Consider the following 11,674-nt stretch of genomic DNA (forward strand, 5'->3'; position numbering starts at 1 on the left):
GGGCGCTCCCCGCGCCCCTTCTTCCTGTCAGTTATCTCCTTCCAATCACTCCAAAATTGACGAGTGATAAAGAGTCATACCCCCAAGTAAGTACAATCTCGCCCAGAGGGTATTATTTGTCTGGTAATTAATTAGACATCTGCATCCCTCAGCTGCAATCAACGACAAAACAAAAACCTAAAATGACGGCCCCTTACAGGGAAAAAGTCATGGAGTGAGCTATGTCTGACATAAACAACCCCGGTGGCATCAGCCGCCGAAGCCTTGTGAAGTCCACCGCGATAGGCAGCCTTGCGCTTGCCGCCGGTGGAATTTCATTGCCCTTTGGTCTTAAAGCTGCGGCTGTCGCCGTTAATGGAGCACTGGAAAAGCCCGACGATAAAGTTGTCTGGGGTGCCTGCTCGGTTAACTGCGGAAGCCGCTGTGCGCTGCGTCTCCACGTGCGCGATAACGAAGTCTACTGGGTGGAAACGGACAACACCGGACACGACGAGTACGGCGATCACCAGGTTCGCGCCTGCCTGCGCGGCCGTTCCATTCGCCGCCGAATTAACCATCCGGAACGCCTGAACTACCCAATGAAGCGCGTAGGCAAACGCGGCGAAGGGAAATTTGAGCGCATCTCCTGGGATGAAGCGCTGGAGACCATCACCAAAAGCCTGAAAGAGACGGTGGCGAAATACGGTAACGAAGCGGTTTACCTGAACTATACCTCCGGCGTGGTGGGCGGGAACATTACCCGCTCCTCTCCTTACGCCTCGTTACTGACCCGCCTGATGAACTGCTACGGCGGCTTCCTCAGCCACTACGGCACCTACAGCACCGCACAAATTGCCTGCGCCATGCCCTACACCTACGGCAGCAACGACGGCAACAGCACCTCAGATATCGAAAATACTAAGCTGGTCGTGATGTTTGGTAACAACCCCGCGGAAACACGCATGAGCGGCGGCGGCATCACTTATTATCTGGAACAGGCTCGCGAACGTTCAAATGCGCGCATGATCGTTATCGATCCGCGCTATACCGACACCGCCGCAGGCCGTGAAGACGAGTGGATCCCAATCCGTCCGGGCACCGACGCCGCGCTGGTCGCCGGTATCGCCCACGTGCTGATTAACGAAAACCTCGTTGACCAGCCGTTCCTCGATAAATATTGCGTAGGCTACGACGAGAAAACGCTGCCGGAAGGCGCTCCCGCTAACGGCCACTACAAGGCCTATATTCTCGGCCAGGGCGAAGATGGCGTAGAGAAATCCCCGCAGTGGGCCTCCGCTATCACCGGTATTCCGGTGGACCGTATCATCAAGCTTGCCCGTGAAATCGGCAGCGCCAAACCTGCCTGTATCGTTCAGGGTTGGGGGCCGCAGCGCCAGGCCAACGGTGAACTGACCGCCCGTGCCATCGCCATGCTGCCAATCCTGACCGGTAACGTGGGTATTAACGGCGGCAACAGCGGCGCACGTGAATCTACCTACAACATCACCATTGAGCGCATGCCGGTGCTGGAAAACCCGGTCAAAACACAAATTTCCTGCTTCAGCTGGACGGACGCGATTGTGCGCGGCCCGGAAATGACCGCCAAACGCGACGGCGTGCGCGGCAAAGACAAGCTCGACGTGCCCATCAAGTTCATCTGGAACTATGCGGGCAACACCATCATCAACCAGCACGCTGAAATCAACAAAACCCACGATATCCTGCAGGATGAGAGCAAGTGCGAGATGATTGTCGTCATCGAAAACTTCATGACCTCTTCTGCTAAGTACGCGGATATTCTGCTGCCGGACCTGATGACCGTCGAGCAGGAAGACATTATCCCGAACGACTACGCCGGGAACATGGGCTATCTGATCTTCATTCAGCCTGCTACCGCACCGAAGTTCGAGCGCAAGCCTATCTACTGGATCACCAGTGAGGTAGCCCGCCGTCTGGGGCCGGACGTCTACCAGAAGTTCACCGAAGGTCGCACCCAGGAAGAGTGGCTCAAGCACCTTTACGCTAAAATGCTCGCCAAAGATCCGGCGCTGCCTTCTTATGAAGAGCTGCGCACCATGGGTATTTACAAGCGTAAAGATCCGAACGGCCACTTCGTCGCCTATAAGAAATTCCGTGACGACCCGGCGGCCAACCCGCTGAAAACGCCTTCCGGCAAAATCGAAATCTACTCCGACAGGCTGGCGAAAATTGCCGCGACCTGGGAGCTGCAAAAAGACGAAACCATCAGCCCGCTGCCAGTTTACGCCTCCACCTTTGACGGCTGGGACGCACCGGAGCGCAGCTCTTATCCGCTGCAGATGTTTGGTTTCCACTACAAAGCCCGTACCCACTCCAGCTATGGCAACGTTGATATCCTCAAGGCCGCCTGCCGCCAGGAAGTGTGGATCAACCCGATTGACGCGCAGAAACGCGGTATCGCCAACGGCGATCTCGTCAGCGTATTCAACGGGCGCGGTGAGATTCGCGTTGAAGCAAAAGTGACCCCTCGCATCATGCCGGGCGTAACCGCAATGGGCCAGGGCGCCTGGCACGACGCCAACATGAACGGCGATCGTATCGATCACGGTTCCTGTATGAACACCCTCACCACGCAACGCCCGTCACCGCTGGCGAAAGGCAATCCACAACATACCAATCTGGTCGAAATCAAAAAGGCGTGAGGCGTAGCTAATGACAACCCAGTACGGATTTTACATTGACTCAAGTCGCTGCACCGGCTGCAAAACCTGCGAGCTGGCCTGCAAGGACTACAAAAACTTAGGCCCGGACGTCAGCTTCCGCCGCATTTATGAATACGCGGGCGGCAACTGGCAGGAGGACAACGGCGTCTGGCATCAGGACGTGTTCGCCTACTATCTGTCCATCTCCTGTAACCACTGTGCGGATCCGGCCTGTACCAAGGTCTGCCCGAGCGGTGCGATGCACAAGCGTGAAGATGGTTTTGTGGTCGTTAACGAAGAAGTCTGCATCGGCTGCCGTTACTGCCACATGGCCTGCCCGTATGGCGCGCCGCAGTACAACGCCGAGAAAGGCCACATGACCAAGTGCGACGGCTGCTATGACCGTATTGCCGACGGCAAAAAGCCGATCTGCGTCGAGTCCTGCCCGCTGCGCGCGCTGGATATGGCGCCAATCGACGAGCTGCGCAAAAAATATGGCGAGCAGGCTGCCATTGCGCCGCTGCCGTCTGCGCACTTCACCAAACCAAATATCGTCATTAAACCTAACGCCAACGGTCGCCCTTGCGGGGATAAGACCGGTTATCTGGCCAATCCGAAGGAGGTATAAGATGGGCAGTGGATGGCATGAATGGCCGCTGGTGTTGTTTACCGTGCTGGGCCAGTGCGTCGTTGGCGGCGTCATTGTAATGGGCATGGCGTGGATGTCCGCCAGCAATAACAGCGAGCTGCAAAACAAGATTGTCCGCTCAATGTTCTTCCTGTGGGTGATTATGGGCGTGGCATTTGTCGCCTCCATCATGCACCTGGGATCGCCGCTGCGCGCCTTTAACTCTCTCAATCGTATCGGGCACTCTGCCCTCAGCAACGAAATCGCCAGCGGTTCGGTGTTCTTCGCCGTGGGTGGTTTCTGGTGGCTGGTTGCGGTACTGAAAAAGATGCCCGCTGCGCTGGGTAAGGTCTGGCTGGTGGTGGCAATGCTGCTGGGCCTGGTCTTTGTCTGGATGATGACCCGCGTTTATCAGATTGATACTGTGCCGACCTGGTATACGGGTTACACAACGCTGAGCTTCTTCATGACGGTAGTGCTCGGTGGCCCGCTGCTTGGCGCTATGCTGTTACGTCTGGTGAACTATCCGCTCGCGGGGACTAAACTGGCGACGCTTAGCGTGCTGGCGCTGCTGGTTACCGTTGGCGTAATTGTGCTGCAGGGCTTCAGCCTTTCCGGCATCAGCAGTTCCATCCAGCAGGCGTCTGCACTGCTGCCGGATTATGCAAAACTTCAGGTCTGGCGTATTGTGCTGCTGGCGCTGGGCCTAGGCTGCTGGATTTGCCCGCTGGCCCGTCGCCTGCCGCCTTCCACCGTCACGCTACTGGCCGGTTTTGTGCTGGTGGTGGCCGGTGAGCTTATCGGTCGCGGCCTGTTCTACGGCCTGCATATGACCGTAGGCATGGCGATTGCAGGTTAATTAGTTCAAAATGCGCGGGAAACCCCGCGCAAATTTTTTGCAGGTATTACCAGGAAAAGAAATATGTCATCTCAAGATTCGCAACGACTGGCGGTTATCGCCCTCACGGGCCGCGTGCTCGGCGTGCTGTATCACCAGGCCCCTCAGAGCCGGGATGCGGCTCCGCTTTATGCCTCCCTTGCGAACCCTGACTGGGCCGTCGAATGGCCGGTACAAGTGCCTGAGCTTGCGGATATCGCACAGCGCATGGCGGAAGGCTGCAACTATCAGCAGGAGACGCTGAACGAGGCGTTCCAGCGCCTGTTCATCGGCCCTCACGCGCTCCCGGCAGCCCCATGGGGTTCCGTTTACCTCGATAAAGAGAACGTGCTGTTTGGCGATTCGATGATTGAACTGCGCCGCTGGATGCGCAAACACGAGATTGGCGTTGAGCTCGACCAAAATGAACCTGACGACCACATTGGCACCCTGCTGATGATGTGCGCATGGCTTGCAGAGCAGCGCCAGCCGCAGCGCGTGGATGAGCTTCTGGCGTGGCACATCCTGCCGTGGGCAGGACGCTTCCTGGAGCTGTTTATCGAAAAGGCTAACCATCCTTTCTATCAGGGCCTGGGCGAACTGACCCGCCTGACGCTTGCCAACTGGCGTGAAGAGTTATTGATTCCCGTCGCCAGCAAAGAGCTGTACCTCTAAGATTCTGAGTAGCGGTGGATGGCGCTGGCGCTTATCCACCCTACAATACTGAGGCAGGATGCGCGAATTAGAGCGCAGTAAGACGCTGAACGTTCAGACTTTCCAGTTTTCCATCCAGAATTTCCAGAAAATCATCGTGATACGGCATCGCGACGTGCTTCACCAAATCTTCCTCTGATTTCCAGCGCTCAATAAAGACAAATGACATTGCGCCCTCATTCGCCAGTTCGCGAACGTCCGCAATCGCCCGGCTTTCATGCAGATCGTATTGCAGACAGCCGGCTTCCTGATGCGTGAGCGGTACCATCGTTTGCGCAGCTTTTCTTATGGCCGCGATATGTTCGGGGAAAGGTGTCAGGGTAGCCACGATCTTAACTTCGCTCATTGAAAGTCCTTGATTTATTGTTGCTGCCTCGGGGCCCACCCCCGGGAACTTGAACCAATCAGGCTAGCAGCGAGCGGGCTTTTACGCCAACCTTGTATCGGGGCCGGGCTGCCCGGTGGTGGATGGCGCTGGCGCTTATCCACCCTACAACACCTCCCGTAGAGTAGGTCAGATAAGCGTAGCGTCATCCGACACCCCCACAAAAGTTACAACGTCACCTCTGGTTAACATTTTTAAGACAATTCTTTACGAAGCGTAACAAAGCGAGGCGGTATCAGCCTCGTCGATGATTCACCGCATAAATCATTAGCAACTTAATCAATGCCCTGACTGGTAACTCACCCACTCCGTTGCTATAGCTTTCAATACCCTGCCGACACAAGGCATAACAACAGGCGCCTCGGGCAAAGCTCCACGGGCTGCTATAACGCGTGCAACAGGGAGACACACTGCAATGCAAAACGCATCCTTCGCAAAACGCACCCTTCTGGGTGCTCTGGCATTTATTGTCGTCATCGGGCTACTGGTCTGGGGCATTGGGCCAGAAACAATCAGGACACGACAGGTCGATCTCGTTTACCTCGGGAAACAGCACCTGCTTCTGGTGTTCAGTTCTATGGCGCTGGCATTACTGGTGGGGATCCCAAGCGGGATCATGTTAAGCCGTCCTGCCGCCCGCCGCTGGGCTGAATACATCATGCAAATCTTCAACGTGGGTAACACCCTGCCTCCACTGGCGGTGCTGGCACTGGCGATGGTGATACTCGGCATCGGGGACAAACCGGCCATTATCGCGCTTTTCCTGGCCTCTTTATTACCCATTGTTCGTAACACCTATGCAGGGCTGTGCGGCGTGCCGGCTTCGCTTATCGAAGCGGCAAACGGCATCGGGATGACAAAATTACAGCGCCTGCGCCAGGTTGAGATCCCTAACGCATGGCCGGTCATTTTGTCCGGGGTCCGTATCGCTACCGCCATTAACGTTGGTACCGCTCCACTGGCGTTTCTGATTGGCGCAAGCAGCTACGGCGAGCTTATCTTCCCGGGTATTTATCTGAATGACTTCCCGACGCTGATCCTCGGCGCGGCGGCGACGGCTATTTTTGCGTTGATTCTTGATATCGCCCTGGCTGGTCTTGGCCGCGTACTCAGCCCACACATCGCAAAATAACGATAATAAGGAGCGTTGCATGAACCCATTTAAACGCCTGCTGGCGGCGCTGGCCGCCACGACCCTGCTGGCAGGGGCCGCCCACGCGGACCCCATTGTGCTGGCAACCAAAAGCTTTACCGAGCAACACATTCTTTCGGCATTGACCACGCAATACCTGCGTAAAAAAGGCTTCCAGATCACGCCTAAGACCAATATCGCCACGGTGATTTCCCGTAACGCGATGATCAACAAGCAGATTGATATGACCTGGGAGTACACGGGGACATCGTTGATTATCTTTAATCACATCAACAAACGCATGTCGCCCCAGGAGTCTTACGATACGGTAAAAAAACTGGATGCAAAGTTGGGTCTTGTGTGGCTCAAACCTGCGGATATGAACAACACCTACGCCTTTGCGATGCAGCGTAAACGTGCCGAAAAAGAGAACATCAACACGATGTCCGAGCTGGTGGCAAAAGTTGAACACATCCGTCAGACCGACCCGGATAACAACTGGATGCTGGGCCTGGATCTGGAATTTTCAGGACGCAGCGACGGTATGAAGCCCCTGCAGCAGGCCTACAACATGCCGCTGGACAGACCGCAAATCCGCCAGATGGACCCAGGGCTGGTGTACAACGCGGTGCGCGATGGCTTTGTTGACGCTGGACTTATCTACACCACGGATGGCCGCGTGAAGGGCTTCGACCTCAAAGTCCTTGAGGACGATAAAGGCTTCTTCCCGAGCTACGCCGTTACGCCAGTGGTTCGCAAAGATACGCTGGACGCGAATCCAGGCCTCGAGGAAGCGATGAATACCCTCTCCGCCCTGCTTAACAACGACGTGATTTCCACCCTGAACGCGAAAGTGGATATTGACCATGAAACCCCGCAGCAGGTCGCCCGCGAGTTCCTGCAGCAGAAAGGCTTGCTCTAAGGAGGCATCATGGACACGTTACATTACATGATTGATAACGCCGGTTACCTGAGCAGCCTGACGCTACAGCACCTCTGGCTGGTGCTGATGGCCGTAGGCCTGGCGATAATTATTGGCGTGCCGCTGGGCATTCTTATCGTCCGTCACAAATGGCTGGCCACACCGGTTTTGGGTGTAGCCACCATCGTGCTGACCATTCCGTCCATCGCACTGTTCGGGCTGATGATCCCCCTGTTTTCGATGGTCGGTCAGGGTATTGGCGTTTTGCCCGCCATTACCGCGGTGTTCCTCTATTCGCTGCTGCCGATTGTGCGCAATACCCATACCGCGCTGGACAGCCTGCCGCCGGGCCTGCGTGAGGCCGGACGCGGTATCGGGATGACTTTCTGGCAGCGTCTGCGCTGGGTGGAAATCCCAATGGCCCTGCCCGTGATCTTTGGCGGTATTCGTACAGCCGTGGTGATGAACATCGGGGTGATGGCGATCGCCGCCGTTATCGGTGCGGGTGGTCTGGGTCTGTTACTTCTTAATGGTATTGGCGGCAGCGACATCCGTATGCTGATTGCCGGTGCCGTCATGATTTGTGTTTTAGCCATTGTGCTGGACTGGCTGCTGCATCGCCTGCAGCTTGTCCTGACACCGAAGGGGATTCGATAATGATAACACTGGAAAATCTCACCAAGCAGTTCGTTCAAAAGAACGGTCAGGGTATCAATGCGGTGGATAACGTCAGCCTTACCGTGCCCGAAGGGGAAATGTGCGTGTTGCTCGGCCCTTCCGGCTGCGGCAAAACCACCACGCTTAAGATGATTAACCGTCTGATTGCCCCGACCAGCGGCAACATTCTGATTAACGGCAAGAACACCAACGAGCTGGATACCGTGACGCTGCGCCGCAACATTGGCTATGTTATTCAGCAAATCGGTCTGTTCCCCAACATGACGATTGAAGAGAACATTACGGTCGTGCCGCGCATGCTGGGCTGGGACAAAGCCCGCTGTAAAGAGCGAGCCAGCGAATTGATGAGCATGGTGGCGCTGGACCCTTCGAAATTCCTGCACCGCTACCCGCGCGAAATGTCCGGCGGCCAGCAACAGCGTATCGGCGTTATTCGTGCGCTGGCGGCGGATCCTCCGGTACTGCTGATGGATGAACCGTTCGGTGCGGTCGACCCGATCAACCGTGAAGTGATTCAGAACGAGTTTCTGGAGATGCAGCGCCAGCTGAAGAAAACCGTCATGCTGGTCAGCCACGACATTGATGAAGCGCTGAAGCTGGGTGACCGTATTGCGGTGTTCCGCCAGGGCAAAATCGTTCAGTGCGCAAGCCCGGACGAACTGCTGGCAAAACCAGCCAACGAGTTTGTCGGCTCGTTTGTCGGCCAGGACCGTACGCTCAAACGTCTGCTGCTGGTTCAGGCGGGCGACGTCACGGATCAGCAACCGACCATTACCGCCCGCGAATCCACCCCGCTGCCGGAAGCTTTCGCCACCATGGACGACAACGACATGCGTTCGATTACGGTGGTAGACAGCGACGGCAAGCCGTTGGGCTTTGTGAAACGCCGTGAAGCGCGTGGGGCAACCGGCGTCTGCTCGGAAATGCTGCACCCGTTCCGCATCACCGGACGCGCTGAGGATAACCTGCGTATCGTGCTGTCGAAGCTCTATGAGCACAACATGGTGTGGATGCCCATCACCGATGAGGACGGGCGCTACAGCGGAGAAATTTCGCAGGATTATATTGCGGACTACCTCAGCTCCGGTAAAACTCGCCGGGCGCTGAATATTTACCAGCCTTAAGGGAGGGGTCGGTGGAGGACGCTAACGCGCTTCCCCCCTCCCCGGCAAATCACTCATCAAGCTCGTCAAATACCTGTTGGGCAAGATGCATGGTGGCGTTGGCTGCGGGCAAACCGCAGTACAGCGCCGAATGCATGATCAGCTCTTTCAGCTCTTCCCTGGTGACGCCGTTATTAAAGGCCGCCCGCAAGTGCATTTTCAGCTCTGCTTCCCGGTTTAGCGCAATCAGCATCGCGATGGTAATCATGCTGCGCGTATGGCGTTCCAGTCCTGGCCGAGTCCAGATATCGCCCCAGGCGTAACGGGTGATAAAGTTCTGAAACTCGTCGTTCAGCGGAGTGATTTGCTTCAGCGTGCGATCCACGTGCGCATCGCCAAGTACCGCCCGACGGATTTCCATACCTTGCTGATAGCGATCCTCATCCTTCATTATTGCTTCTCCCTGCGCTGAATGAAATTGATCAACGCAGCGCTAAACGCCTGCGGGGCTTCAATGTTCGCCAGATGCGATGCGGGAACGGTGACAAGCTCAGAGCCTGCAATCTGGCTATGCATAAATTCGCTGTCTGCAACCGTGGTGACCGGATCGTGCTGCCCGGCAATCAGCAATACAGGAAGATTGATGGCGGCTATCTCTGCACGCAAATCTGCCGCAGCCAGCGCCTCACAGCATGCGGCGTAACCTTCAGCATCGGTTGCGGCCAGCCCGGAAACCAGGGCCTCAACCTGCGTTTTATTTGCTGCAACAAAATCTTCTGTAAACCAGCGGGAAGCTGCGCTCGCAGCGACGGTATCCATCCCTTCATGACGAACCGTGCGGGCACGGCTCAGCCAGCCGGATTGCTCGCCGATTTTTGCCGCGCTGTTTGATACGGCTACCGATAAAAAGCGTTCTGGCGCAAAACGTGCCAGCCAAAGCCCCGTGAGGCCCCCCATCGAGATCCCGCAGAAATGCGCCTGCTGGATCCCCGCGTCATCCATCACGCTAATCACATCTTCGGCAAGCTGCGGCAAACTCGTTTTATCGTTGTTGGCCGTACGCCCATGTCCGTGGGTGTCGTAACGTAAGACCCGGAAATGTTCCAGCAGCGCTTCCATCTGCGGCTGCCACATTGCCAGCGTGGTGCCAAGTGAGTTGGACAGCACGATGACAGGCGCATCGCTACGCCCTTCTGGCTGATAATAATTGGTCATGATAGCCCCTTTTGTTGCTGTCGGGCGCGTTCCAGAACGCACTGGATAAAAGACTCTGCGCTGCCGGTTGCGTGCTGCGGGTCAAGCAGCCGTTCAATTTCTGGCGCAGTCAGATACGGAGTGATTCCCGGGTGTTGGGTCAGCAGCTGCGCCAGCGGAACGTTTTCGTCCAGCGCGCGGTGGCAGAGCTGTTCGACCAGATGATGGGCGGGCTGCTTGCCGATGTGCTGAGCCAGAGCCAGCGTCACCGATTCAGCCATGATCAGCCCGTGAGTCATCTCCAGATCCGCACGCATTTTCTCCGTGTTCACCTGCATGCCGTTTAGCAGGTCAAGACTGGTTTGCATGATCCCTCCCGCCAGCATGGCAAGTTCAGGCAGCGTTTCCCACTCTGCTTGCCAGCCGCCGAGCGCACGTTCGTGCTGCTGGATCTGGCTGGCGTACATCGTTGCCATCAGCCCCGGGATTCGGGTTACGGCGTTCAGCACGGCGGCACAGCCCACTGGGTTGCGCTTATGCGGCATCGTGGACGATCCTCCTCGTCCTTCTGCTACGGGTTCGCCCACTTCGGCAACCTCTGTCTGCATCAGTAAAGCGAAGTCGCTGGCAAATTTGCCCAGCGTACTGCTGACGCCGGCGAACCAGCCTGCGACCTCAAGAAAACGGTCGCGCTGGGTGTGCCAGGGGGTATCAGCCTGCGCAAGCTCAAGCTCCAGTGAGAGCGCCTGAGCTATCTCCTCGCCCTGTTCTTTTAACGATGCCAGCGTGCCGGCCGCCCCGCCAAGCTGAAGCACCAGAACGCGGGGTTTCAGCTGCTGCAGGCGTTCCTGCCAGCGCAGCAGAGCATCCAGCGTGCCCGCCAGTTTTAAGCCAAAAGTGATGGGCAGCGCGTGCTGCATCCAGGTGCGACCAGGCATCACGCTATGCTGGTGGCTCTCGGCCTGTTCAGCCAGCACCTCCGTTAGCTGAGCCAGGAGATTTTCAGCCGCCGCCAGCGCGTCACGTATTTGCAGCACCATCCCGGTGTCGATGGCATCCTGGCTGGTGGCTCCCCAGTGCACATAGCGGGCGGCCTGTTCATCCTGCTGCCTGACGTTCGCGGTCAGCTGTCTGACGAGCGGAATCGCCAGGTTTCCGGCACTGGCCGCAGAGCGCGCCAGTTTTTCAGCATCAAACTTTTCGGCGCGACACTCACCGGCGATGACACTCGCCGCAGACTCAGGTATCGCGCCACATTTTGCCTGCGCCTTTGCCAGCGCGGCTTCAAACTCCAGCATCCCCTGTAACGTGCGCTCATCGCAGAAAATAGCCGTGAGCGTTGATCCACGCAGCAGCGGGTTAAACAATCCCATGCCTGCTC

The 11,674-nt window shown here is 56.9% G+C and carries 12 protein-coding genes; 8 read left to right on the forward strand and 4 right to left on the reverse strand.

Features of this window, described 5'->3' with window-relative positions; translation table 11 throughout:
* The first annotated feature begins 221 nt into the window (after positions 1-221).
* The 4 genes from ynfE (at position 222) to dmsD (ending at position 4,840) form a co-directional block, all read left to right on the forward strand.
* Complete coding sequence (gene ynfE, locus HYQ67_RS13835; RefSeq protein ID WP_202304264.1) at positions 222-2,660, forward strand: selenate/tellurate reductase subunit YnfE; 2,439 nt, start codon at positions 222-224, stop codon at positions 2,658-2,660.
* A 10-nt stretch (positions 2,661-2,670) separates the two neighbouring features.
* Entirely contained in the window at positions 2,671-3,288 is a 618-nt protein-coding gene (locus HYQ67_RS13840; protein WP_202304265.1) for a DMSO/selenate family reductase complex B subunit, read from the forward strand.
* A gap of 1 nt (position 3,289) precedes the next feature.
* A complete protein-coding gene (locus HYQ67_RS13845) occupies positions 3,290-4,147 on the forward strand; it encodes a dimethyl sulfoxide reductase anchor subunit family protein (RefSeq protein ID WP_202304266.1) in 858 nt (285 codons plus the stop codon).
* A gap of 63 nt (positions 4,148-4,210) precedes the next feature.
* Positions 4,211-4,840: a Tat proofreading chaperone DmsD gene (dmsD, locus tag HYQ67_RS13850; RefSeq protein ID WP_202304267.1), complete on the forward strand. Its 630-nt coding sequence runs from the start codon at positions 4,211-4,213 to the stop codon at positions 4,838-4,840.
* Between the two features lie 67 nt (positions 4,841-4,907).
* Here the strand turns inward: dmsD and HYQ67_RS13855 are convergent, their stop codons facing one another.
* Entirely contained in the window at positions 4,908-5,225 is a 318-nt protein-coding gene (locus tag HYQ67_RS13855) for a putative quinol monooxygenase (RefSeq protein WP_202304268.1), read from the reverse strand.
* Positions 5,226-5,679: 454 nt separating this feature from the next.
* Here HYQ67_RS13855 and osmY point away from each other — a divergent pair, with 454 nt between their 5' ends.
* The 4 genes from osmY to osmV are packed head-to-tail and all read left to right on the forward strand — an operon-like array spanning position 5,680 to position 9,120.
* Positions 5,680-6,396 (forward strand): osmoprotectant ABC transporter permease OsmY, encoded by a 717-nt coding sequence (osmY, locus tag HYQ67_RS13860; RefSeq protein ID WP_202304269.1) that lies wholly within the window; start codon positions 5,680-5,682, stop codon positions 6,394-6,396.
* Between the two features lie 19 nt (positions 6,397-6,415).
* Positions 6,416-7,318, forward strand: a complete 903-nt coding sequence (gene osmX, locus HYQ67_RS13865) for an osmoprotectant ABC transporter substrate-binding protein OsmX (protein ID WP_202304270.1) — start codon at positions 6,416-6,418, stop codon at positions 7,316-7,318.
* 9 nt (positions 7,319-7,327) lie between these two features.
* A complete protein-coding gene (osmW, locus tag HYQ67_RS13870; RefSeq protein WP_202304271.1) occupies positions 7,328-7,975 on the forward strand; it encodes an osmoprotectant ABC transporter permease OsmW in 648 nt (215 codons plus the stop codon).
* Positions 7,975-9,120 (forward strand): osmoprotectant ABC transporter ATP-binding protein OsmV, encoded by a 1,146-nt coding sequence (osmV, locus tag HYQ67_RS13875; RefSeq protein WP_202304272.1) that lies wholly within the window; start codon positions 7,975-7,977, stop codon positions 9,118-9,120. The genes osmW and osmV overlap by 1 nt, the downstream gene beginning before the upstream one ends.
* 49 nt (positions 9,121-9,169) lie before the next feature.
* On the opposite strand, the gene pcaC is transcribed toward osmV, so the two are convergent.
* From pcaC to HYQ67_RS13890, 3 genes are read right to left on the reverse strand one after another with little or no spacing between them, the layout of a single operon-like run.
* The gene (gene pcaC / locus HYQ67_RS13880) at positions 9,170-9,550 is read right to left on the reverse strand and encodes a 4-carboxymuconolactone decarboxylase (RefSeq protein WP_202304273.1); all 381 of its coding nucleotides are present in this window, start codon (positions 9,548-9,550) and stop codon (positions 9,170-9,172) included.
* Positions 9,550-10,314, reverse strand: coding sequence for a 3-oxoadipate enol-lactonase (gene pcaD, locus HYQ67_RS13885; protein WP_202304274.1), 765 nt, complete (start codon positions 10,312-10,314; stop codon positions 9,550-9,552). Before pcaD ends, pcaC begins: the two co-directional genes overlap by 1 nt.
* A complete protein-coding gene (locus tag HYQ67_RS13890) occupies positions 10,311-11,666 on the reverse strand; it encodes a 3-carboxy-cis,cis-muconate cycloisomerase (RefSeq protein ID WP_202304275.1) in 1,356 nt (451 codons plus the stop codon). Before HYQ67_RS13890 ends, pcaD begins: the two co-directional genes overlap by 4 nt.
* Positions 11,667-11,674: the final 8 nt, after the last annotated feature.

This window comes from Dryocola clanedunensis subsp. sulfonylureivorans (assembly GCF_016756775.1).
Taxonomy (GTDB): Bacteria; Pseudomonadota; Gammaproteobacteria; order Enterobacterales; family Enterobacteriaceae; genus Dryocola; species Dryocola clanedunensis.

Excerpts from the sequence above, each read along its gene's own strand:
- HYQ67_RS13840 (WP_202304265.1), top strand. The coding sequence starts at position 2,671 with ATGACAACCCAGTACGGATTTTACATTGACTCAAGTCGCTGCACCGGC.
- HYQ67_RS13890 (WP_202304275.1), bottom strand. The coding sequence starts at position 11,666 with ATGGGATTGTTTAACCCGCTGCTGCGTGGATCAACGCTCACGGCTATT.
- HYQ67_RS13845 (WP_202304266.1), top strand. The coding sequence starts at position 3,290 with ATGGGCAGTGGATGGCATGAATGGCCGCTGGTGTTGTTTACCGTGCTG.
- dmsD (WP_202304267.1), top strand. The coding sequence starts at position 4,211 with ATGTCATCTCAAGATTCGCAACGACTGGCGGTTATCGCCCTCACGGGC.
- pcaC (WP_202304273.1), bottom strand. The coding sequence starts at position 9,550 with ATGAAGGATGAGGATCGCTATCAGCAAGGTATGGAAATCCGTCGGGCG.
- HYQ67_RS13855 (WP_202304268.1), bottom strand. The coding sequence starts at position 5,225 with ATGAGCGAAGTTAAGATCGTGGCTACCCTGACACCTTTCCCCGAACAT.
- pcaD (WP_202304274.1), bottom strand. The coding sequence starts at position 10,314 with ATGACCAATTATTATCAGCCAGAAGGGCGTAGCGATGCGCCTGTCATC.
- osmX (WP_202304270.1), top strand. The coding sequence starts at position 6,416 with ATGAACCCATTTAAACGCCTGCTGGCGGCGCTGGCCGCCACGACCCTG.
- ynfE (WP_202304264.1), top strand. The coding sequence starts at position 222 with ATGTCTGACATAAACAACCCCGGTGGCATCAGCCGCCGAAGCCTTGTG.
- osmY (WP_202304269.1), top strand. The coding sequence starts at position 5,680 with ATGCAAAACGCATCCTTCGCAAAACGCACCCTTCTGGGTGCTCTGGCA.
- osmW (WP_202304271.1), top strand. The coding sequence starts at position 7,328 with ATGGACACGTTACATTACATGATTGATAACGCCGGTTACCTGAGCAGC.
- osmV (WP_202304272.1), top strand. The coding sequence starts at position 7,975 with ATGATAACACTGGAAAATCTCACCAAGCAGTTCGTTCAAAAGAACGGT.